The sequence below is a fragment of the Endozoicomonas sp. SESOKO1 genome, assembly GCF_024606265.1.
In the GTDB taxonomy this organism is placed as follows: Bacteria; Pseudomonadota; Gammaproteobacteria; order Pseudomonadales; family Endozoicomonadaceae; genus Endozoicomonas.
The window spans coordinates 16,206-39,816 of the sequence record NZ_JAHHPP010000253.1 but is presented as its reverse complement, the minus strand read 5'-3'; the positions used below and the strand labels follow the sequence as shown (position 1 = coordinate 39,816).

General features: G+C 51.5%; 17 protein-coding genes, 2 tRNA genes and 2 pseudogenes. 18 read left to right on the top strand and 3 right to left on the bottom strand.

All coding sequences use genetic code 11. The features are described 5' to 3' along the window. Both KDK13_RS11660 and KDK13_RS11655 read left to right on the top strand, forming a co-directional pair. A partial coding sequence (locus KDK13_RS11660) for a hypothetical protein (protein ID WP_257285141.1) occupies window positions 1-3,020 on the top strand: 3,020 nt, incomplete at its 5' end. A gap of 180 nt (window positions 3,021-3,200) precedes the next feature. Next, window positions 3,201-3,581: a PH domain-containing protein gene (locus tag KDK13_RS11655; protein WP_257285140.1), complete on the top strand. Its 381-nt coding sequence runs from the start codon at window positions 3,201-3,203 to the stop codon at window positions 3,579-3,581. Between the two features lie 59 nt (window positions 3,582-3,640). On the opposite strand, the gene KDK13_RS11650 is transcribed toward KDK13_RS11655, so the two are convergent. Continuing rightward, complete coding sequence (locus tag KDK13_RS11650) at window positions 3,641-3,946, bottom strand: YhbY family RNA-binding protein (RefSeq protein WP_257285139.1); 306 nt, start codon at window positions 3,944-3,946, stop codon at window positions 3,641-3,643. A 341-nt stretch (window positions 3,947-4,287) separates the two neighbouring features. Between KDK13_RS11650 and kch the strand changes: the two genes are divergently transcribed. The 11 genes and pseudogenes from kch to KDK13_RS11595 form a co-directional block, all read left to right on the top strand. Next, a complete protein-coding gene (gene kch, locus KDK13_RS11645; RefSeq protein WP_257285138.1) occupies window positions 4,288-5,490 on the top strand; it encodes a voltage-gated potassium channel protein in 1,203 nt (400 codons plus the stop codon). A 333-nt stretch (window positions 5,491-5,823) separates the two neighbouring features. Next, on the top strand, window positions 5,824-6,444 hold the full coding sequence (rlmE, locus tag KDK13_RS11640; RefSeq protein WP_257285137.1) for a 23S rRNA (uridine(2552)-2'-O)-methyltransferase RlmE: 621 nt from the start codon (window positions 5,824-5,826) through the stop codon (window positions 6,442-6,444). Between the two features lie 191 nt (window positions 6,445-6,635). Beyond that, on the top strand, window positions 6,636-8,594 hold the full coding sequence (gene ftsH, locus KDK13_RS11635) for an ATP-dependent zinc metalloprotease FtsH (RefSeq protein ID WP_257285142.1): 1,959 nt from the start codon (window positions 6,636-6,638) through the stop codon (window positions 8,592-8,594). Between the two features lie 184 nt (window positions 8,595-8,778). Then, entirely contained in the window at window positions 8,779-9,624 is an 846-nt protein-coding gene (gene folP / locus KDK13_RS11630) for a dihydropteroate synthase (protein WP_257285136.1), read from the top strand. A 207-nt stretch (window positions 9,625-9,831) separates the two neighbouring features. After that, the gene (glmM, locus tag KDK13_RS11625; RefSeq protein WP_257285135.1) at window positions 9,832-11,175 is read left to right on the top strand and encodes a phosphoglucosamine mutase; all 1,344 of its coding nucleotides are present in this window, start codon (window positions 9,832-9,834) and stop codon (window positions 11,173-11,175) included. A gap of 174 nt (window positions 11,176-11,349) precedes the next feature. Then, on the top strand, window positions 11,350-12,096 hold the full coding sequence (gene tpiA / locus KDK13_RS11620) for a triose-phosphate isomerase (protein ID WP_257285134.1): 747 nt from the start codon (window positions 11,350-11,352) through the stop codon (window positions 12,094-12,096). A 2-nt stretch (window positions 12,097-12,098) separates the two neighbouring features. Further along, complete coding sequence (secG, locus tag KDK13_RS11615; RefSeq protein WP_257285133.1) at window positions 12,099-12,506, top strand: preprotein translocase subunit SecG; 408 nt, start codon at window positions 12,099-12,101, stop codon at window positions 12,504-12,506. Between the two features lie 70 nt (window positions 12,507-12,576). Continuing rightward, window positions 12,577-12,663: transfer RNA gene (locus KDK13_RS11610), tRNA-Leu, on the top strand. Window positions 12,664-12,955: 292 nt separating this feature from the next. Continuing rightward, window positions 12,956-13,102 carry a hypothetical protein gene (locus KDK13_RS11605; RefSeq protein WP_257285132.1) on the top strand — a complete coding sequence of 49 codons (147 nt, stop codon included), beginning with the start codon at window positions 12,956-12,958 and terminating at the stop codon, window positions 13,100-13,102. 31 nt (window positions 13,103-13,133) lie between these two features. Beyond that, window positions 13,134-13,802: pseudogene (locus tag KDK13_RS11600) on the top strand (DUF1186 domain-containing protein); the annotation flags it as partial. A gap of 258 nt (window positions 13,803-14,060) precedes the next feature. After that, window positions 14,061-14,138: pseudogene (locus KDK13_RS11595) on the top strand (SEC-C metal-binding domain-containing protein); the annotation flags it as partial. 91 nt (window positions 14,139-14,229) lie between these two features. Here KDK13_RS11595 and KDK13_RS11590 read toward each other — a convergent pair. After that, a complete protein-coding gene (locus KDK13_RS11590) occupies window positions 14,230-16,860 on the bottom strand; it encodes a UvrD-helicase domain-containing protein (RefSeq protein ID WP_257285131.1) in 2,631 nt (876 codons plus the stop codon). A gap of 156 nt (window positions 16,861-17,016) precedes the next feature. Next, entirely contained in the window at window positions 17,017-17,142 is a 126-nt protein-coding gene (locus KDK13_RS11585) for a hypothetical protein (protein ID WP_257285130.1), read from the bottom strand. Window positions 17,143-17,259: 117 nt separating this feature from the next. Here KDK13_RS11585 and KDK13_RS11580 point away from each other — a divergent pair, with 117 nt between their 5' ends. From KDK13_RS11580 to infB, 5 genes are all read left to right on the top strand, one after another. Beyond that, on the top strand, window positions 17,260-18,369 hold the full coding sequence (locus tag KDK13_RS11580) for a hypothetical protein (protein WP_257285129.1): 1,110 nt from the start codon (window positions 17,260-17,262) through the stop codon (window positions 18,367-18,369). Between the two features lie 222 nt (window positions 18,370-18,591). Further along, window positions 18,592-18,668 (top strand) — tRNA-Met (locus KDK13_RS11575). A gap of 133 nt (window positions 18,669-18,801) precedes the next feature. Beyond that, a complete protein-coding gene (gene rimP, locus KDK13_RS11570; protein ID WP_257285128.1) occupies window positions 18,802-19,260 on the top strand; it encodes a ribosome maturation factor RimP in 459 nt (152 codons plus the stop codon). Window positions 19,261-19,351: 91 nt separating this feature from the next. Next, window positions 19,352-20,845, top strand: a complete 1,494-nt coding sequence (gene nusA, locus KDK13_RS11565; protein WP_257285127.1) for a transcription termination factor NusA — start codon at window positions 19,352-19,354, stop codon at window positions 20,843-20,845. 26 nt (window positions 20,846-20,871) lie between these two features. Further along, window positions 20,872-23,451, top strand: a complete 2,580-nt coding sequence (gene infB / locus KDK13_RS11560; protein WP_257285126.1) for a translation initiation factor IF-2 — start codon at window positions 20,872-20,874, stop codon at window positions 23,449-23,451. Window positions 23,452-23,611 lie beyond the last annotated feature (160 nt).

Here is a 23,611-nt window from a genome sequence, read left to right as displayed (position 1 = left end):
ACTTCAAAGCGGAATGCTGTCTGAGGGGACTGCGGTTGAATGGCCAGCAGGTCACACCGGATGAGGTGGTTAAGGCGTTTCCCGAGAGCACGGAAGGCAAACTGGGGATAGCGCGCTTTCAGGAGCAATGTTGCCTGAAGGGTCTGTCGTTGAATGGTCAGCCGGTTACACCGGATGCGTTGTCCAGGACTTATCAGGCAGTCAACGCAACCCTGGAGCTGGCGCACTTCATGGAACAATGTTGCCTGAAGGGCCTGTCGTTTAATGGCCAGCAGGTCACACCGGATGCAGTGGTTAGGGAGTATCAGGCAGCCAGGGCGACACTGCCGGAGGCACGCTTCAAGGCAGAATGCTGTCTGAGTGGGTTGCCGTTGAATGGCCGGAAAGTTACACCGGATGCGGTGATTATGGCGTTCCCGGACAGTCCGAAAGGCCAACTCGGGATAGCAAGGTTCCGTGAACGATGTTGCCTGAGGGGCCTGCCGCTCAATGGTCAGCCAGTCACGCCGGATGAAGTGGCTGGAAATTATCAGGCAACCAGGGCAACACTGGAGCTGGCGCGCTTCAAAGCGGAATGTTGTCTGAGGGGTCTGCTGTTGAATGGCCAGCAGGTTACACCAGATGCGGTGGTTAAGGCTTATCAGGCAGCCAGGGTAACTCTGGAACTCGTGCGGTTCAGGGCGGAATGTTGCCTGAGGGGACTGCTCCTGAATGGCCAGCAGGTCACACCGGATGCGGTGGTTAAGGATTATCAGGCAGCCAGGGCAACACTTGAGTCAGCGCGCTTCAGGCAATCTTGTTGCCTGAGGGGCTTGCTCCTGAATGGCCAGCAGGTTACACCGGATGCTGTAGTCACGGGTTTCCCGGATAGCCCGGAGGGCAAACTGGCGGTTGCGCGCTTCAAGGCAGAATGTTGCCTGAGGGGCTTGGTGTTGAATGGCCAGCAGATCATTACGGATGAGGTGGTTGAGGGTTATCAGGCAGTTCGGGCAACACTGGAACTGGCGCGCTTCAAAGCGGAATGTTGCCTGAGGGACCTGCCGCTGAATGGCCAGCCGGTGACCCCGGATGTGGTGGTTGAGGATTATCAGGCCGCCAGGGCAAAACTGGAGCTGGCACGCTTCAAAGCAGAATGTTGCCTGGGGGGGCTGCTCTTGCACGGCCAGCCGGTCACACCGGATGCGGTGGTCAAGGATTATCAGGCGGCCAGGGCAGAACTGGAGCTGGTGCGCTTTAAAGAACAGTGTTGCCTGAGGGGAGTGCTGTTGCATGGTCGGCAGGTCACATCGGCAGCAGTGGTCAAGGATTATGAGCGCGGTGGCTGGTTACTCGAAAGGGCTATTTTTTATGTTCAGCTGGCATTGAATGCAAGAGAATTGAATGGCAACTATCTAAATAACCGGGAAGTATTGAAAGCATTTAATGAATTACCCGGGGATCATTCTGTAAGGCAAGCCCGGTATCTCATTCAAAGGCTGAAACAATCACAGCAATTTGATGAAACCAGTGAAGCCCGGGATATACTCCAGGAGGCTTGGCAAGTCCTGAGCAATGTATCGGTCAAAGACGATGAGCAACATCGGTTGCAATGTATATTGAAATTCATGGCGTTGCAGCACGAGCTGCCAATTGATCATCAGCGAGTGCCCGCAGAACAGGTACTCCAATCCATCAAATCACTGAGGAGTTCATTTCAGAACTCACGCATCCATTTTTTCTTCCTGGCACACTGTTGTATAACGAGGCAGTTTGTTGATGGACGACAAATCCACAAGGACCAGGTTCTGGAATACCTTCAGAATTTCCCTGTGAAAAGCAAGTTGCGTAATGCTTTAGGCTTCTGGCTTGAACAACGTAGCTCAGAAGTCAATATAATGGACGAGTTACTGTTTAAACGGGTAAATAACGTTGGCTCCAGGTGGGGCTGTGGTCGTCCTCTCGGGCATGGGGCCTCTGCCTACCAGCATGAGGGGACCGTTGCCGATTCTGGCAAGGAACGCTCATTCCCCTGTCCGGTCAAGGAATGCCGGGATGAAGGCGGCACAGCGGGGAATATGTCTGCTACTCAGGCTGTTACCGTCAGTGCCGCCCAATCGCAGAAGCCACTGGCAAAAACAGGTGAACTGGTTTTGCCGGAGGGTCAGGTTCAGCGGTTAAATGCGTTGACGCTGAAAACCTTGGGGATTATTCAGGACATCAATGGTTCTTATCCCGACCCCCCCATTCTGATCACCGGTTCATACTCGCGTTTTTTACAGAACCTCTGCTCGATATTTAATGATATTGACATTATTTGTACGACAGAAGCGTCTGCCAGAACACTTTTTCACAAGCTGCAGGCCATGAACAACGACAGGGATTTGGAAATCCCCAGAAGCGTCATTGTCTGGCCAATCCCGGGATGTCAGGCAATTAAACTACCAAATACCTATAGTATTCAGCTCAGGGACGGTGATTTGGCTACTAAAACCATGGGACTTCAGGTTAGTATTGACGCCCGGGTTGCCCATGGAAGTGCAGCACGATTGGCTGTTCACGTGCCCGGCGTTGAGAGGCTGGTAAGGTGTTTGTCGTTTGCTGAAGAAACCAGGCTACTGAACGATACGCTGGAAAACTTCATTAACAACCTTGATCCACTGACCGAGCAATTGCGTAGCGGAGCAGTATTTGATGTACCCCGAACCATTCTGTTCAACAATCCACAAAACACCTGGGACCGTATTTGCGGTTTGCTTATACGCTCACTGCTTACCCTGAATAAAGGCAGGGATTTTATTGCCTTGTACTCTGAAAGGGACCCCGGCAGATCTGACGGCCGGATTGGTTGGCTCCAGGAAGAGAAGCAACGCCTTCATGGACTGACGGATAATCTTCAAATGAAATTGCATAGCCATATTTATCGTAATGATTTTATGCACAGAGTTAATGGTTGGTTAGCGACCACCCAGCCTGTTAATCATTACCAGATGAAAAGGAAGGAGTTCATCAAGGCATTGCTGACGATGATGGATTCCGAATAAGATCGGGAGGGCCTAAACTCATTGAACATTTGATCATCTGCCATCCGACCCAAATGTCGTTCCCCCAAAAACGATACTTGTTGGCAGGTTGTTTTGTGCTGCAGCGTGGATAAATATTTCCGCTTTTCAGATGTTCCTGTTTGCTTGTGGATAACCTGTTAAAAATTTTGGAGAAATGCTATGGGTCTGTTTGATGCCCTGCTGGGCAATGCAGGTGAGATGACCAACGAAAAAGCAATGGAAGATCTGGCAACCATTCTTACCCCGTCGGAGTCAATAGAGCTGGCCTATAAGCTGGTTCGGGATATGGTGGTTTTGACCAGTCACCGTTTGATTTTTATCGATAAACAGGGGCTTACCGGACGTAAGGTTGAATATCGCTCAATACCTTATAAGTCGATCACCATGTTTACTGTAGAGTCTGCCGGTCATTTTGATCTGGATGCAGAACTGAAAATATGGATTTCCGGCCAGCCAGAGCCAATGTCGATGGAATTTAATGGCAAGACCAATATCTATAAGCTTCAGGCAATTCTGGCGACAAAAGTGGCAGGGCGGTAAATTTTTGCCAACGGGCGTTGATACAGGCCACAATTGTGGCCTTTTCTGTGGTCAGGCTCCTAGACTCTCAGCAGGTTTGAAAGTGCCGGGTTAGGTTTGTCGGCGGCTTTGAAAATCAGTGCGATTTTGCCAATCGTCTGAATAAGGTCAGAGTTTGTAGCGCTGATCAGTTCGCTGATCAGTTGCTGGCGGATTTCCCGGTCACCAATGGCGAATTTGACCTTGATCAGTTCATGGTCATTCAGCGCACGCAATGTCTCTTCAACCACGCCATCCGTCAGCCCCTTGTCTGCCACAATGACGACAGGGTTCAGGTTGTGGCCGATGGTACGAAAATGCTTCTTTTTGGCTGCATTCAAGCTCATGTTTGCAATTCCTGATAATTTCTTTAATAACGAATCGTCATACACGATTTCTGATGATGGGTATGACCTTATTTTTCCGGAGAAGTTTTCGTTAATGCAGGTTGGGGACAGAGAAGTACTGTTCATAGCGCACTTCACGGTCATTGACTGGGCGTCGAAGAGAGTGAACTAATGCCTATTCAAGCTTCTGGTGGCGCATGCTAGCGCTTTCTGGCGGCTGAGGGAAGTGTGGCTGCGACTCCATTAACCCTCTATTTTAACTTTCGTTTTTCCTTGAGCGCATCCAATTCATTGGAATCATGTACTAGACTTGCAGCGGGCAACCAGACAAAGGTGGCGCGTTGGGCGATTACACTCATTTGTGGCGAAGGCTGGTGAGTTTCTGGCTTGAATTCAGGCACTCATTTGTCGCCTTTGCTGTTTTTGCCAATGGGTTGCTGATTTTTAAAACCATCTGGGGGATGCCGGTTAATCTGCCGGATCTTTTTCAGATCAACAATCTGGTTGATATTGACTGGTCTGATGTGGCCGGTGGGCCATGGTTTTTGCTCAGTGTTTTCCTGATGCTGAATGCGCTGGGTATGTTGTTCCGGGCAAGAACTGCCTGGGCTGTCAGTGTATTTCTGTTAATTATTACATTGGCTTTTACCGTTCATTTTTATCCCCTGCTTCGGACAAGAATACTTTTTTGTGCCTTGACGCTGGTGGGAATACTGTTGCTGGGAAGAGATTTCAATCGTTCCAGTGCAACCGCAGGGGGTATTTTTGCCATCATCAGTTTCACCATTTTATTATTTTATGCCAGTTACGGCGCACTCTATTTCGGCAGTGGTTTTTCGCCGGAAATTGATAGCCTGGTAACAGCTTTCTACTTTTCCATTGTTACGATGACGACGGTCGGGTATGGCGACATTATTCCAAAAACAGAGTCGGCCCGGTTGTTCACCGTGTCTATGATCGTCGCGGGTATTACTGTGTTCGCTACGTCACTCACTACGGTTTTTGGGCCGGTCATTCGCAGTGGTATCGGCAAACTGGTTAAAGGCAGAGAGCAGGCTATGAAAAGGGCAGATCATTTTATCATCTGTGGTACTTCCATTCTGGCAATGGGGACGATTAGTCAACTGAAGCAGCGGGGCCTCGATTTAACGGTGGTCACGGTGCGTACACAAGATGAATTTTCCCAGATAGAACAGAAGGTAGGGCAAAAGCTGGACTTGATCTCCGGGGACAGTACGGATAATACCGTGTTGGACAGTGCCGGAATCATGAATTGCCGCGCTTTGCTGGCACTTACTGATGACGATGCATCGAACGCATTTATCGTACTGACTGCGAGAGAAATGAATCCTGGCATCAAAACAGTCCTTGTCGTTAATGACGCTAAAAACATGAAAAAAATAAGGCAAGTCAAGGCCGATGTTATTCTCTCGCCACAATTGTTTGGCAGTGAGATTCTGGCCTGTGTGCTCAGTGGTGAGGCTCTGGATCATGATAAGCTGACTTCCATGCTGCTCACTTCCGGGCATGGGTTGTTTGATTGAGTCGGGTATTTTTTTACCGTTAGTTGAACAGGTTGAACAATACTTATCCTCTTGATGGGGTTACTACTGTTGATTAATGTCAACTCTACCAGCACAGGGCTGCCAAAGCGCTTGACCCACACAAGGGTGTGGAACGTGTTAGCTTGCAATGCACAATAATACCTAATTTACCGCTTGATCTTCTGTCGTCTTCTGCTGTCACAGTCAGGACGTATAAGATATTATTTTCATGACTTTCACTTTGCAGGCTGATGGAAATACCAGCTGCCCTCAGGTGTAAACTTTTATTCCTTTCGGTTCAGGCTTAATTTACAGGCAGTTTGCAAAAAGATTATGGCGAGATCCAAAAGTAGTGGTCGCTGGTTAAAAGAGCACTTTGATGACCATTATGTCAAGCAGTCGCAAAAAGACGGGTGGCGATCCAGGGCCAGTTATAAACTTCTGGAGATTCAGGAGAAAGATAAACTCTTTCGCTCGGGTATTCGGGTGGTTGATCTTGGCGCGGCGCCCGGTGGCTGGTCTCAGGTAGCGGTTGAGCTGGCTGGTGATCAGGGGCGGGTGGTTGCTTCTGATATTCTGCCAATGGATCCTATCGCCGGGGTTGACTTTGTTCAGGGTGATTTCACAGAAGATGCGGTGCTGGAACAAATACTTGAAACCATCGGCTCGGACCGGGTAGACCTTGTAATTTCCGATATGGCCCCCAATATGAGTGGAGCACTCTGCGTTGATCAGCCCAATGCCATGTACCTTGTTGAACTGGCACTGGATCTGTCCAGGCAGGTATTGCGTAAAGGAGGTGTTTTTCTGGTCAAGGTATTTCAGGGTGAAGGTTTTGATGCCTGTCTGAAAGATATGAAAACCAGTTTTGACAAAGTGCAGACTCGCAAGCCTACGGCTTCCAGGGCGCGCTCTAGAGAAGTATATCTGCTGGCCACAGGCTTCAGGGGATAATACCGGGCGTTGAAATAATAGGATGCATTAATCAGCATGATAGAAGACAATCACTGTCACACCGTCCGCTGATCGTGTATCGTTGCAAATAAGCATTTATACATAATCACAGCGAGCCAGGGGAACGTGCTCAATATAAACGATTACCTGAGGCTTAAGTACGCTCAAGAGAGGTTAGCCCCTTGAATGATATGGCAAAAAATTTGATTCTCTGGGTCATAATCGCCTTGGTGCTATTGACCGTCTTTAAAAACTTTGATGGCATGCAGTCGTCTACCCAGAAGGTTGCCTATTCTGACTTCATCAGCATGGTAGAAAATCGGCAGGTCAGTAAGGTTGTCATTGATGGTTTTACCATCACCGGCCTGTTAAACAACAGTGAACGTTTTGAAACCAACCTGCCGCCCACGGTGCCAGACAACAAACTGATGGATGAACTCCTGCTGGGCAAGGTTCAGGTTGAATCCAAGCCTATTGAAAAGCAGAGCATCTGGACACAGCTATTGGTAGCCAGCTTCCCGATTCTGGTGATTCTTGCGGTATTTATGTTCTTTATGCGTCAGATGCAGGGCGGCGGCGGAGGCCGGGGTGGCCCGATGAGCTTTGGCAAAAGCAAGGCCCGTCTGCTGTCTGAAGATCAGATCAAAACCACGTTTGCCGATGTGGCCGGTGTTGAAGAAGCCAAGGAAGATGTCCAGGAGCTGGTGGACTTCCTGAAGGATCCCGGTAAATTCCAGCGTCTGGGTGGTCGTATTCCCCGGGGCGTTCTGATGGTGGGTCCTCCGGGTACCGGTAAAACCCTGATCGCCAAAGCGATTGCCGGTGAGGCCAAGGTTCCGTTCTTTACCATCTCCGGTTCTGACTTTGTTGAAATGTTTGTGGGTGTTGGTGCCTCCCGTGTCCGTGACATGTTTGAACAGGCCAAGAAGCAGGCACCCTGCATTATCTTTATTGACGAGATTGATGCGGTCGGTCGTCACCGTGGTGCCGGTATGGGCGGTGGTCACGATGAACGTGAACAGACCCTCAACCAGCTGCTGGTTGAGATGGACGGTTTTGAAGCGAACGACGGTATTATTGTAATTGCTGCTACCAACCGTCCTGATGTTCTTGACCCTGCGTTATTGCGTCCCGGTCGTTTTGATCGTCAGGTGGTGGTTGGCTTGCCGGATATCCGTGGTCGTGAGCAGATCCTTAAAGTGCATATGCGCAAGGTTCCGGTTTCTGACAATGTGCAGCCTTCGGTTATTGCCCGTGGTACTCCCGGATTCTCCGGTGCCGACCTGGCTAATCTGGTTAACGAAGCGGCACTCTTTGCGGCACGGGCTAACCAGCGCACCGTTGGCCAGAAAGAGTTTGATCTGGCGAAAGACAAAATCATGATGGGCGCTGAGCGCAAGTCCATGGTCATGAGTGATAAGGAGAAGAGCAATACGGCTTATCATGAAGCCGGCCATGCCATCGTTGGTCGATTGGTTCCGGACCATGATCCAGTCTACAAAGTGAGTATTATTCCGCGAGGCCGGGCACTTGGGGTGACCATGTTCCTGCCTGAAGAGGATCGCTACAGCCAGAGCCGCCAGGCGCTGCTTAGCCAGATATGCTCGCTGTTTGGCGGCCGTATCGCTGAAGAGATGACGTTGGGCAAAGATGGTGTAACCACCGGTGCCTCTAACGATATTCAGCGCGCTACCCAGATTGCCAGAAGCATGGTGACCAAATGGGGCCTGTCCGAAAAGCTGGGTCCACTGCTTTACGATGAGGATGAGGGTGAGGTATTCCTGGGTAAAAACTACGGCAGTGGTGGCTCCAGAATGAATGTCTCCGGAGAAACGGCGAAGCTTATTGATGAGGAAGTTCGCCGGGTAGTTGATGAATGCTATTCCCGCGCCAACCAGATTCTCGTCGACAATCGCGACAAGCTGGATAAAATGGCTGAGGCTCTGATTCAGTATGAAACCATCGATAGTGATCAGATTGATGACATTATGACTGGCCGTGAAGTTCGCCCTCCGAAGGATTCAGGCGATAACGATGACAGTGGTGTCAAAGCTGCCGATGACTCTGAAGTGATGGCTGACGACAAGACTGAAGGCGGTGATAAAAAAGATTCTGGCAGTTCGATTGGTGGCCCCGCCGGGGAGCACTGATACCAGGTCAGGTCTATGATTGTGAAGGGCAGGTTTATCCTGCCCTTTTTTATGTCTTCTACCTGGCAACATTGTTATCGGTGTTTGTGGCTACTTTGGGTATACCAACTTCAGGGTAGTGACTTGTCAGGACAGTCGCCTGTGAATAAGAACGTTTGACTGTCCGGGGATCAGAGGAGCTTTTATGAGCAACGAATTTAAGTTGAATTGTGCAGGGAAAATACTGGATCTGAATAAGCCCAGGGTTATGGGGGTTTTAAACGTTACACCAGACTCTTTTTATGAAGGGAGCCGCTGTTCTGATAGCTGGTTGAAGGTTGCCGAACAGATGATCAAGGACGGGGCGGATATTCTGGATATTGGTGGTGAGTCAACACGCCCCGGTGCTTCAGGCGCGCCAGCACAGGAACAGGAACTGGAGCGGGTCCTGCCGGTCATCGAAGGTCTGGTATCGCGCTTCAATGTCATTATCTCTATCGATACCAGCTCTCCTCTGGTGATGAAAGAGGCAGTGCAGGCTGGCGCGGGGATTATTAATGATGTCCGGGCGCTGCATCGTGAGGGAGCATTGGAAGCTGCAGCAGAAACCAATGTACCCATTATTTTGATGCATTCCCTCGTTGATCAACCTGAGCCAGGGGTTGTCCCTGTTTATGGTGATGTTGTTGCAGAGGTCTGCCAGTATCTGCAGGATTGTGTGGAGCGCTGTGAGAATGCCGGGATTGTCAGGGAACGCTTAATACTGGATCCCGGCTTTGGGGGCGGTATGTTTGGTAAAACGCCGGTGCATGACCTTGAGATGCTGAAGGGTTTTCGCCGCTTTCATGAACCAGGGCTGCCGGTCCTGGCAGGTATGTCCAGAAAGTCCTTTATTGGGGCAACGTTAGACCGCGACACCGAAGACCGGCTGCCGGGCAGCCTGGCGGCAGCCATGCTGGCTGCACAGGCGGGTGCTCATATCATCCGTGTGCATGATGTCAGGGAAACGGTCGATGTCCTGCGTTTACTTCAGGCCGTTGACGAAGCGTAAGTTTGTTATTTCAAATAATGACGCCTGCCAGTCTGGAGATTGTGCTTCCAGAGTGGTGGGTAATCGCTCACTGGTTATTGAATATCCAGCCTCTGTCGTTCTGTAAATCCTCTTCGCCTTTCAACATATCCTGATGGTACTGGTGGTTCACTTGAATGAGTGCGATGATTACCGGCTATTGCTTACAGAGACCTTTGGTAAACGGCTATGGCGCGAAAATATTTTGGTACCGACGGAATTCGAGGGAAGGTTGGTGACTTTCCAATTACACCGGATTTTGTCCTTAAGCTGGGCTGGGCAGCGGGTCGTGTCCTGGCTGAACAGGGTGAAGGGAAAGTTATTATTGGCAAGGATACCCGGATCTCCGGTTACATGTTTGAATCAGCCCTGGAGGCGGGGCTGTCTGCTGCCGGTATCGATGTTGTCCTGACCGGCCCAATGCCAACCCCTGCCATTGCCTATCTGACCCGGACCTTTAATGGGCAGGCGGGTATTGTGATCAGCGCCTCCCATAACCCGTTTTACGACAATGGTATAAAGTTCTTTGCCGGTGACGGTACCAAGCTGTCGGATGACGTCGAGCTGAGGATTGAAGCATTGCTTGAGTCAGAAATTGAGGTAGTTGATTCCCAGAGCCTGGGAAAAGTGACCCGGATGGATGATGCTGCAGGCCGCTACATTGAGTACTGCAAGGGCAGCACTTCCCAGCAGCTGGATCTGCGTGGCATGAAAATGGTGATCGATGCCGGTCATGGTGCAACTTATCTGGTTGGGCCTGCAGTTTTTCGTGAACTGGGTGCTGAAGTGATCACGATGGGCACTCATCCGGATGGCGTCAATATCAATGAGAATGCAGGCTCTACCAGGCCGGAAGGCATGGCGGCCAGAGTCCGGGAAACCGGTGCAGATCTGGGGATTGCTTTTGACGGTGATGGTGACCGGGTCATTATGGTGGATGATAAGGGGGAGGTCGTCGATGGCGACCAGCTGCTCTTTATTATCGCTATGGACCGCCACTCCAGAGGGGTGTTGAATGGTGGTGTGGTGGGCACGTTGATGACCAATCTGGGGATGGAGAAAGCCCTGGAAGCCGCCGGGATTCCCTTCGCCCGGGCCAATGTTGGTGACCGTTATGTGAATGAGTTGCTGATAGCCAATGACTGGCAGCTCGGTGGTGAGTCTTCAGGCCATATTATCTGTCGCGATGCCTCGACCACCGGTGATGGTATTGTATCGGCACTGAAAGTATTAAAGGCCATGCAGACAGCCGGTCAGTCTCTGTCAGAAATGGTGAGTGCGATTACCCTTTATCCCCAGGTGATGATCAATGTCCGGGTTCAGAATAAGCGGGATACTGATAGCATTCCCGGTATTGTTGACGCGGTAAAAAAAGCGGAGCAGGAAATGGCTGGCAAAGGCCGTGTCCTTCTGCGACCTTCCGGAACAGAACCGGTTATCCGGGTGATGGTAGAGGGTGAAGATGGCGCCCAGGTAAAGGCTCAGGCTGAAAAGCTGGCAAAAGTGGTTGAGCAGGAGTTGAGCAGCAGTTGAGCAGGAGCTGAGCAGGAAATATGCTGATTGATGCCCGTTGCAGGCATTGGCCTGCAACGGGACGGTGCTGTCCGGGTATGGCCCTGATTACAATCAGCTCAGAGGACTTGACTTATTGTATGTTGGCGTCTTTCAGGTTAGTATTCCGGCCTCGCGATCAAAGAGGTAAGCAGTATGCGTCAGCCACTGGTAGCTGGAAACTGGAAGATGAATGGGTCTTCAGACAGTATCCGTGAACTTGTTGATGGAATCCTTTCAGGGCTTGAAACCAAGGCTGAGGTGCTTGTTTTTCCACCTAGCGTATACATTCAGCAGGTACGCGACTTGCTGAAGGGGTCTCCGGTTAAATTTGGTGTGCAAAATGCCTCCGATAAGCTGTCTGGAGCCTACACTGGTGAAATCTCTCCTCTGATGGCCAAAGACCTTGGCTGTGAATATGTACTGATTGGTCACTCTGAGCGTCGTTCCCTGTATGGCGAAACCGATGCCGATGTGGCCGCGAAATTCTGCGCCCTGGTGGATCAGGGTCTGGTGCCAGTCCTTTGTGTTGGTGAGACCCTGTCAGAGCGCGAAGCTGGTGACACTATGAAAGTAGTGGCTCATCAGATCAATACGGTGCTTCGAGCTGCTGGTTCGGAGCGTCTGGCTAATTTTGTAATTGCCTATGAACCAGTTTGGGCTATTGGCACTGGTCTGACTGCAACCCCGGAACAGGCGCAGGAAGTTCATGCTGAAATTCGTGCGCTGCTGGCAGAAAGCGATCCGTCCATGGCGGACAGAACCCGTGTTCTGTATGGTGGTAGCATGAAGGCTGACAACGCGGCAGAACTGATGAGCCAGCCTGATGTTGATGGTGGTCTGATCGGTGGTGCTTCGCTGGTAGCTGCTGATTTCAAGGTGATTTGTCACGCTGCGGGATAGTAATGGAAACCATTATTCTTCTTGTGCACGTGCTGGTAGCTGTTGGCGTGATCGCTATGATCATGCTGCAGCAGGGCAAAGGTGCAGAAACAGGAGCCAGTTTTGGCTCAGGGGCTTCTCAGACGGTGTTTGGAAGTCAGGGCTCAGCGAACTTTCTGAGTCGTACAACCGCTATTCTGGCAACGATCTTTTTCGTTACCAGTATCGGTCTGGCAATGATGGCCAGGCAGAAGGCTGACAGTGTTGCTGATGCCGGTTTGCCTTCTGTTCAGGTTGAACAGATTGTGCCGGTTAATGATGCACCTTTTGCGGTTGATTCATTAGAAAACACTACCGAAAGCGATGCGCCTGTGTTAGAGTCTCAGCCCGTTGAGAGTGATGGCTCCAGCAACTCTGAAAACGCTCAGTAAGATTGAAAATCTTATTGATTTATAAAGAGTTTTCAGAAATAATTTTTCTGTCGCGAGAGCGGCAGTCAAGGCCGAAGTGGTGGAATTGGTAGACACGCTGTCTTGAGGGGGCAGTGCCTGTATGGGCGTACGAGTTCGAGTCTCGTCTTCGGCACCAATAAGATCAATGTGTAATGTAAAAGGGTTAGTAAAATAGACTAAATATGTCGTTTTACTTGCTGCCTTGATGGTATACGGCAAAATTAACTTTTTTTTGCTGAGCTTCAGTTTAAGGTTGCTGTTTGACAGTAATCGCTTAAAAAAGGTCTTTGATGGCCTTTTTTTTGTGCTTTCGTTTTTATCCCCTGCGTCTTTCGAACGTGAATCTTCCTGACCTCTGCCGTATTGTGTCTGATCTGGTTTCCTTGTAATGCGGGACTAACCGATGCCCGGGTGAACAGAAGCATCGTTTGCACTGGGTGGTTTATAAGGTGCTGGATGGTGGTGATGAACCCTTATCGGTGGATGTTGGATTCCTGCGGCTCGTACTGACTCTGAGAAGCTATGCTTATACCAAAATAGCGACAAGAGACAGGATGAGTACCCGTGACCATTGACGATGTTATCAACCGGTTATCAAACCATGTAATGGGTGAGCTACCCAGAGAAGCACTGCTGGCGGCCAGTGAGCAGCGGGCAGAATTGATTCCGCGCCTGCTTGAGTATCTGGAAAGCGTTGCCGGGCAGGGGGGTGAGATGCCCGAAGGCCAGCGAGCGGATCTGGTTTTTTTTGCCTTTTACCTGCTGGCCCAGTTTCGTGAATCAAAGGCATTGCCGGTAATGCTCCGGATCGTGTCTGCCAGCCCCCGGACGGTTAACCGACTGCTCGGTTATGTGGTCAGTGAAAGCCTGGCACGAATACTGGCTTCAGCGATGGCCGGTGCCGCAAACAGTGAAAGTGGTACCGGTGACGGATGTGACGTGTCACCGCTGAAGCAGGTGATTGAAAATACCGCGGTCCATCCTCACGTTCGCTCTTCCTGCCTGACCTGCCTGACGATTCTGGTTTTCCATGGGTTTTTGACTCGTAAGACGCTGGTCAGCTACTTTGAAGAGTTATTTAATGGGAGGCTTGAGCCGCAGCACAACCCCGTTTGGGATGGGCTGGTCTCTAACTGCATTATCGCCGGAACTGCCGGGCTGGAAGCTTCCGTTCTGGAGGTGTTTGACCGGGGATTACTGACCGATTCATTTATGGGCAGGGAGCGGTTGACGGCAATGTTACAGGAGCATCCCGGTGACCTGCGGTTCCCTTCCTATGAAAGCTTTGCCCTGATTGATGACTGTGTGGCTGAGTTTGAAGGCTGGGCAAGCTTTAACAGCAGTCGGCCGGCGGAGAAGCCCGCTGAGCGTGCGCCTGTGGGGAGTAACGCTGAGCCGGAGGATGTTCAGCGTGTGTCGAGGCCCTGGCCAGCCAGAAAAACCAATCCACAAACACGCAGGTCGACACAGCTGCCGGGTCGGCAACGGCCCTTTCACTCCGCCTCTCCCGGGAAACCTGCACAGCCGCTGGTCAGACAACACCCTAAGGTAGGAAGAAATGATCCCTGCCCCTGTGGTAGCGGGCGTAAGTATAAGAAGTGCTGCGGCTGATGGCTTGGATTGAGAATGCTTCCTGCAAAAGTAATCCCGACGTTGCGGGTAGCCGATAGTTGCGGGTAGCCGAGTGTGGCGTTGCTACAGCCTATCCGCTGGTAAGTTCCTCATTTTGGATGTCCAGCCGGGACTTCACTCGGCGTTCTTCAAGTTCTTTATCTACCTGCTCCTGAAGTTTTCGAATGTACTCACAATAGGCCGTGAGATTTTTCCAGCGGTTCTGGTCGAAATGTTCATACCGGTGCTTAAAGATCAGCTGATCCTCTTTCAGGTTCATCCAGCTCGGTTTGAAGCCCAGGTCTTCCGGCCTTAACAGTTCATGCACGGCGACCCATTCCTCGCCCCGGCGCAGTTTTATACCGGGGTTGATGATGTAATGCCCACGACGGATGCGCTTGAACAACTTGCGGTTGTAGGGCGCATCACGGTCTACCTCATTGCCGGAGAGAATACTGCTGATGTAACTCTGCTTCTTCCGCCGTTGTGGCAAGACCTCATCAGGCAGGGTTTGCACCCATTCGGTAATGGCTTTGGCTGAGAAACCGTCACCTCTGCCAGCCAGTTCGCCCAGTTTGCGATAAAACATGGCAAACATCAGGTTCAGTACAAACAGCCCCATCAGGCGCTTGTCCAGCTTGATCAGCCGGCCCTGGGCCTGAATGGGCAGGCTGTCCGGTTCCAGACTGCTGTAGACCGGAGCCAGTTTATGGCGGGCATAGCGCTCATCCATCAGCGCCTGTTCCAGGGCTATCTGCAGGGCGTTGAGACCATGGCTGCCGGACAGATCCGGGTTGGCACCGCGCTCCATCAGGTCTCTGACCAGGCCAGCATTGCCAAGCCGGGCAGCAACCATCAACGGAGTCAGGTTGAAGATAGTGCGGTGGTCGATGCCGTATTTCTCCGTATCGCGCAATACACTGCCGGGGTTATTGAGGTCGTAGGTCATGTAGTGCTTTTGATGCAGCTGTTTGACCGCTTTTTCTTCCGTCTGAGTGGCGGGTTTAAAGTCGCTGCTGATCAACTGATTAAGCATGGGTTGATGCCAGTGGATCAGGGCGTATTCCAAAGCCAGCAGCTGTTTTTTCTTGTTATTGCCACTTATGGCTTCTTGCTGAAGTTGCGTGAAGGCCGTGCGATCAAGTACCGGCCAGGGTACTGGCTTTTGCTGCAGTATCCGGCTGCGGATCTCATCGGCCTGTTCCTGCTTGCCCTGCAATTCCAGCTTGCGGGCCTCTTTTTGCAACTCATCCAGGCTGGAGTCCTGCTTATCCATCTGCAGGTCACCGGTAAATCTTTCCAGATCCAGTAGCCGCATTAACGGATGTTTCTGGTTGGCTTCGATAATGTAGAGGTTGCTTACCGCCCGGGTAATGGCTACATAGAGAGCGTTGATATAGAACTTGTAGACCTCCAGGGATTTGTCCTGTTTGTTTTTCGCCCTGGCGTATTCCAGTGTCTCTTTTTCCAGCGCGGCGGGGTCGACACCCGCGGCAATATCCCGGAAGCTCTTTTCTTCATCGCTGATAAAGTTGTAAAGAATGATATTGTCGTATTCCAGACCCTTGGCCTCCTGAATGGAGAAGACCAGCGGCGTATTGAACCACTGGCGGGCGGCAGCTTTCTGGTCCGGGTGCATCACCAGCACGGCAAAGCGGGTGGAGCGGGCGGTTTTGTTGTCCAGGTCCTGTTTCACTTTCTGGCTGTCTGCCAGTAATTGCAGTTGCCCCCGGTGTTCGCCAATGCTGTTGACCAGGTAGTTGCTCTCTTTATCGATGGAGCCAAAGCGTGCGTGCTTCAGTTTCAGAATCCGGTTGGCAATATGGGTGATCACCGGTGCATTGCGGTAATTGGACTGGAGTATCCGGATAATTTCGCCCTCACCGGTCAGGCCCTGCTGCTCGAAAAACAGGGTCTTGACCTTGGACCAGGAGAAAAAGTTCGGGTGGACAATCTGGTTGGAGTCACCACAGAGAATAAAGTGGCCCGGATGCCGAAGGGTCTTCAGTATCAGGTAGAGCTGAATGTTGGTAATGTCCTGTACCTCATCCACCACGATAAAGTCGTATTGGGGTTCGGCGCTGGCCAGGTAGCGGTGGCTGATAATGTTAGTGTCGTATAACTGCTCCTTTTCCAGGAACTGCCGGTATTTATCGAACAGGTCGTAAACGCCCGGACGCTCTTCATCACTGAAGATGGATTGCTTAACCCCCAGCTTCAGGTACTCATCACGGGAGAGCCAGGGTGACTCGTTGGAAGGGCCACTCAGCACGCCCCGGAACTCCTCAAAGAGTTTATGAGGGTCTTTCTGTTTGCTGTTGCCCTTATGGCGCTGGAACCAGCCTTCGAAGTCTTTCAGCGTCACTTCCCGTCCGGCGGGTACCCGAATGCTCTCCAGAAACTCCCGGAAGGAGAGGAATTCCACATTCTGTTCTTCATTGTCGTAGTGGTGGGCGTAGTAAAGATTTCGGGCACTTTGTACCAGAAACGGGGAGTGGCTGACATAGAGCACATCGCCCGTTGCCTGCTTCATTTTCTCCAGGGTCAGGGCGGTTTTGCCGCTGCCAGCGCTGCCGATAATCACCAGCGGCGGCGGTAAGTGGTAGACAGACTGCTGTTCACCGTCGAAGGAGATAATCTTGTCCAGCAGGTTGAATCGGTCGTGGTCGGTATTGAGGTAAGTCAGTTCTGCCGGGGACTCTGTTTCCGGAGTATTAATCACCGGAATTTTTTTCTCATCAATGGTTACCCCCCGCTCCAGGAAACGGGACTTTTCATAGGCGTGATTGCGGATATACTCCAGAATCAGGCAATAGGGCTTGCCATTGTAACGGTGCAGGGAGAATAACAGCCGGTCGTTGCGGTTCAGTCGTGCGCGTTAGAGGTTATCCCCGATCTTGCGCACATCCGCCTGCTGGAAGTTATTGCGCTCAAGGGCTTTGCGAACTTTGGCAAAGCCGGGTATCTGGTCTGCGTTGAGATCGTTGTATAAAAGTATATTCATGGGCAACAGGGTAGAAAACCTTATGTTCTTTTGCGAACTCCGGACGCTCTGATGAATAAATATCCGTATTATTAATTGATGGCCGTTGACCGGCAATTGTTCACAGATGGCATCTAAATGATCGGTATTACTGGTAACTCTGAAACCCTGTCCGGGTTATATGCGGTTGACGGGATTGACCGCTCAGGGCATAGCCGCTCATCCGGGTTCCCGGTTATTGGCAGGCGGGGTGGCTTTGCCGGGTTTGAAATTGCCGGTTATGAACGGCGCGGCCGGTCTTTGACGGTTCCTGTCGGGCAGGATGAGCAGGATAACAATAAAGATTTATCCGGGCGGAATGATATTGTTAACCGATCATTAAGGTCTCGTCGTATATATCCTCTGCAGAGTTTTATTCGCCCTTATCTGTTTCATCCTTTTTTATTCCGTCCTCTTAAGCTTCACCGGCGCTGCTGGCCGAACAGTTGCTCAGCTCATCGACCATCATTCAGCAGCCATTGCCCTCAACCCCGGGTGGCAGGTGATCTGTTTGTTTTTATGCACAATGGCAGGATCACAAAAGGATTTCTGCCAGTTTCCAGACGATGGCGACCGCTGAAAGCCAAAAAAAGAGAGAAAAGCCCGGTAAAAAAAATAGCCAGGAAAGAGAATGCCCGGCAAGTCGGTCACGGTATGATTATTGGTGGTAAAGCCATTTTTCCGGATAGTGATCTGGTATTTTTTCAATTGTGTCTTGACTATTATGCCGACTATCGGAAAAACACAAACCACCCTGCCCGGCAGGGGATGCCTTCCCAATACGATCCGCTGCAGCGGCCTTCTTGTGGTGATCATGCAATGATCTTATATGGTGAATACAACCAGAACCGGGTAATGGACTGCCCTGTGGGATGCTCTTGCCGATGCTGTTCAGAAGGGGCAGAAAGACATTGCCGGAGCCCGGGGAAGTGCCCCTGCTTTTTTAATGGCGCATACTCTTTTGGCAAAGACATAAATTCCGTTTTTGTTATGGGTAGAAAGTTTCGGTTTGGACTCTGGAACATTAAACTGTTAACCGCTTTGTTAATATTTTTTCTTCTTATTACTTTTCTGGAGGGAATTACCGGTATTCGTGGCTTTGTCTCTATAGCCAGCCTATCGGCTTTGGAACTTTTGTCCGGATTAGTCATTGCCCTGGGGATGATGGCAATGGCCCTGTTGGTTTTGTGTGTACTGATGAAGCGGTAGGTGTTCGGGAGTGCTTCGGTCGAGTTGACAGTTCCAGGAAAAGGTAGATAATAGAACCGTTTTTTATGGAATAGAGTTTTAACATTACTGTTTTGCAGGCAGCTTTTGCAAAGTACAGTGGTTTGAATTCAGAGCTGATTCTTTGCTTTTGGATCAGTATATTTGATATTGGGGAGAGGTTGTCAGCTGGCTCTTGCCGAAGTATACTGATGAACACTTTGATGCGGGGTGGAGCAGCCTGGTAGCTCGTCGGGCTCATAACCCGAAGGTCGTTGGTTCGAATCCAGCCCCCGCTACCAAATCCTGGAAAACCCCCTTTGTGGGGTTTTTTGTTAGGTAGCGAGTAATTGATGTGTGATGGCTGTTCTGGCCATTGTGCGAATATATGGGGCTTTATAGCCCTTTTTTTGTTTTTTTGGCAGGTATTCAGTCGTGGCAGGTAAGCAGTCGCAGCTGGAGGCACTTATCGAGCCGATCGTGGCGTCGCTTGATTACCGTCTCTGGGGTATTGAGTTTGTTTCCCGTGGGCGGAATTCGCTGCTTCGGGTCTATATCGATGCAGAAAATGGCATCACCCTGGATGATTGTGAACAGGTCAGTCGCCAGGTGAGTGCCGTTATGGACGTTGAAGACCCCATTGCGGACGAATATACCCTGGAAGTATCTTCTCCGGGATTGGACAGGCCGCTGTTCCGGCTTGAGCAGTATGAGATGATGGCTGGCTATATGGTCAGTATACGCCTGAGGGTGCCTTTTGAGGGGCGCAGAAAGTATCGGGGCATCATCAAGGGAATTGAAGATCAGGATGTCGTTATAGAGGCCGATGGCCATGAGCTTCTGTTGCCAATCGAGAGTATTGATAAGGCACAGGTGATACCACAGTTCGACTGAATTATCCTTCAGGCCGGGCGGATATCCCGGTTTAGCAGCCAGGGATGTGTTGGCATAGGCATGGACTGGTTCAGCATAGGCGAGGCAGAGCATGAGTAAAGAGATTCTGTTGGTCGTAGAGTCCGTATCCAATGAGAAGGGAGTACCGCCCGAGGTAATCTTTGAGGCGTTGGAAACCGCTCTGGCGACAGCGACCAAAAAACGGTACGAAACCGAAGTGGATATCCGGGTGGCGATCAACCGGGCTAATGGGGAATACGATACATTCCGTCGCTGGACTGTCGTTGCTGACGAAGATTTTGAATTTGCCGGCATGCATCTGACCCTGGATGAAGGCAAGGAGCAGGATGAGTCTCTTGAAATTGGTGGTATCTGGGAAGAACCGGTTGAATCGGTAGGCTTTGGCCGTATTGCTGCCCAGACAGCCAAGCAGGTGATTGTTCAGAAGGTACGTGAAGCTGAGCGCCTGCAGATGGTTGAGCAGTACCGTGACAAGATGGGTACCCTGATTTCCGGTACCGTCAAGAAGACCACACGGGACAGCATTATTGTTGATCTTGGCAATAACGCTGAAGCGGTATTAAAGAAAGATCAGATACTGCCTCGCGAGAACTTCAGAATGGGCGCTCACGTGCGGGCCCTGCTCCATGAATTGTCAACAGAGGGTCGTGGCCCTCAGTTGATGCTTTCAAGAACGGCCCCGGCGATGCTGATTGAGCTGTTCCGTATTGAAGTTCCTGAGATTTCAGAAGAGGTGATTGAAATCAAGGGTGCGGCCAGGGATCCGGGTTCACGGGCCAAGATTGCCGTGAAAACCAATGATGGCCGGATTGATCCAGTCGGTGCCTGTGTCGGTATGCGCGGTGCCCGGGTTCAGGCGGTCTCCGGTGAGCTGGGTAATGAGCGTGTTGATATTGTTCTTTACGATGACAACCCGGTTCAGTACGTGATTAATGCCATGCAGCCAGCGGAAGTGGCTTCGATCATTGTCGATGAAGATAAAGGCACGATGGATATTGCTGTCAGTGAAGATAACCTGGCCCAGGCGATTGGGCGTGGTGGCCAGAATGTCCGCCTTGCCAGTGAACTGACCGGCTGGACCCTGAATGTCATGACAGAAGAGGATGCCGCCGCCAAACAGCAGCAGGAAGCCGGTCGCGTGGTTCAGACCTTTATGGAAAGGCTGGATGTTGATGATGATCTGGCTGAACTGCTGGTGGCGGAAGGTTTTACCTCCATGGAAGAGATTGCCTACGTTCCCCTGGAGGAGATGCTGGCTATTGAAGGCTTTGATGAAGATATCGTTGAACAGTTGCGCTCAAGGGCCAAGGATCAGTTATTGACTCAGGCCATTGCCCAGGAAGAAAAACTCGATGGTACCCAGCCTGCTGATGACCTTCTGAATATGGAGGGTATGGAGCAGCAACTGGCCTATGAGCTGGCCAGTCGCGGTGTCGTCACGATGGAAGACCTGGCTGAACAGTCGATCGATGACCTTCTGGATATTGAAGGAATGGATGAAGATCGGGCTGGCGAGCTGATCATGACGGCGCGGAAACCGTGGTTTGAAGAAGCGGGTAACTGAGCGGGCCACTGAGAGGAGAAGTGTGAATGGCAGATGTAACCGTAGAGCAACTCGCAGCAGTGGTCGGCGCTCCAGTGGAGCGGTTGTTGCAGCAGATGAAAGACGCTGGTCTTACTAAAAGCAGCGCCAAAGAGTCTGTGTCCGATGCAGAAAAACAGCAACTGCTGGCCCACCTGAAGCGAACTCATGGTGATGCCGGTACCGGTTCTGAACCGACCAAAATTACGCTGAAGCGTAAGACGGTCAGCCGCATGAAAGTGTCTGGTGGCAGTTCAGGCAAAAATAAAGTTGTTAACGTAGAAGTGCGTAAGAAACGTACCTACGTCAAGCGCGAAGCCGCTGAAGAAGCTCCAAAAGCTGATCAGGCAGCTGCTCGTTCTGATAAGCAGGAAGAGCGTGGTCAGCGTCGGGATGATCGCGGTCAGCGTAAAGATGATCGTGGTCCACGCAGGGATGATCGTGGCCAGAAAGATGAGCGCGGTGCTCGAAGTGATGATCGTGCCCCACGTTCTGGTGATCGTGGTCCTCGTCCGGGTGGTGAGCGTTCTGGTGGTGACCGTGGCCCACGTCCTGGTGGTGATCGTGGTCCGCGTACCAGTGGAGCACCGGCGCCGTCAGCGGCACCTTCTTTCGGTGATGCACCACCGCCGACAGATGACCGCAAGTCCCGCAACAAGCGTGGCAGCAAGGGTAAAGATCGTCGTAATGATAATGACGATCTGCCGCGCCGTGGTAAAGGTGGTCGCAACGAACGTGATGATCGCCGTGGCGGCAGCCGCAAGTTTGCCCGGACCATGGCGCCTGAGTCCATGGCTGCTCACGGCTTTACCAAGCCAACAGCGCCGGTGGTGCGTGAAGTTTCCATTCCGGAAACCATTACGGTTGCAGAGCTGGCCAGCAAGATGGCCATCAAGGCGGCTGACGTTATCAAGGCCATGTTCAAAATGGGCTCCATGGTAACCATCAACCAGGTCATCGATCAGGATACCGCCAGTATCGTGGTTGAAGAAATGGGGCACAAATACAAGCTGACCAAGGCGGATGCCATCGAAGATACGCTGGTGGATGATCAGCTGGAAGATGTGTCTTACGAAGCCAGGCCCCGTGCGCCGGTAGTTACCGTCATGGGTCACGTTGACCATGGTAAGACCTCGCTGCTGGACTACATCCGTAAAAGTCGCGTTCAGGCTGGTGAAGCCGGTGGTATTACCCAGCACATTGGTGCGTACCATGTAGAAACAGATCGTGGCATGGTGTCCTTCCTGGATACGCCCGGACACGCGGCGTTTACTGCCATGCGTGCCCGTGGTGCCAAGGCGACGGATATCGTCATCCTGGTGGTTGCTGCGGACGACGGTGTCATGCCTCAAACCGAAGAAGCGGTGCAGCACGCGAAAGCGGCTGGTGTACCCATCGTGGTTGCCGTGAACAAGATGGATAAGCCGGAAGCGGATCCGGATCGGGTGAAAAACGAGTTGGCAGCCCGGGACGTTATTCCTGAGGAGTGGGGTGGTGATACGCAGTTTATGCCAGTGTCCGCTCTGACCGGGGAAGGTGTTGAGGATCTGCTGGAAGCGGTTATTCTTCAGGCCGAAGTACTTGAGTTGACTGCTCCGGACGAAGGGCCTGCCCGCGGCGTGGTCGTTGAGTCCCGTCTGGATAAAGGCCGTGGTCCTGTAGCTACCGTTCTGGTTCAGGGCGGTAAGTTGAATCAGGGTGATAATATCCTGGTGGGACAACAGTATGGTCGTGTTCGTGCCATGCTGGATGAGAACGGTCAGCCCATTAAAGAAGCGGGTCCTTCTATCCCGGTAGAGATTCTGGGTCTGGATGGTACGCCGGATGCCGGTGACGAAATGCTGGTGGTTCGCGATGAGCGTAAAGCCCGTGAAATCGCCCTGTTCCGTCAAGGCAAGTTCCGCGAAGTCAAGCTGGCTCGTCAACAGGCTTCCAAACTGGAGAATATGTTCTCCAGAATGGGTACTGAAGATAAGAAGACGCTCAACATCGTCCTCAAGGCGGACGTACGAGGCTCCCTGGAGGCGCTGACCGCTTCTCTGGAAGAGCAGGGCAACGATGAGGTCGAAGTAAGGGTAATCTCTGGCGGTGTTGGTGGTATTACCGAAACCGACGCCAACCTGGCCCTGGCTTCCAACGCCGTTATCGTCGGCTTTAACGTTCGTGCCGATGCTTCTGCCCGTAAAGTGGTCGAGTCCGAAGAGCTGGATCTGCGTTACTACAGTGTTATCTACGACATCATTGATGACGTTAAGAAAGCGCTGACCGGTATGCTGGGCTCCGATACCCGTGAACAGATCGTGGGTACCGCCGAAGTTCGTGAAGTATTCCGTTCACCGAAGTTTGGTGCGGTGGCTGGCTGTATGGTTATTGAAGGTACTGTGTACCGCAACGACCGTATCCGCGTACTGCGTGATAACGTGGTGATCTACGAAGGTGAGCTGGAGTCTCTGCGTCGTTACAAGGACGATGTCAACGAAGTTCGTAACGGTATGGAGTGTGGTATCGCCGTTAAGAGCTACAACGACGTTAAGCCTGGTGACAAGATTGAGGTTTACAAGACAATTGAAGTGCAGCGTACGCTTTAATTCGTTACGTGTGTGACGTTATGTATATGAGATAGACGCCAGAGCCTGCGGTTTCTTCCGCAGGCTTTTTTTAACCGCAAAGGCACAAAGTCACAAAGGGAAAGATTGCTTTGTGTCTCTGTGCCTTTTATGCCTTATGGGTATTGTGGTTTACGGAGTG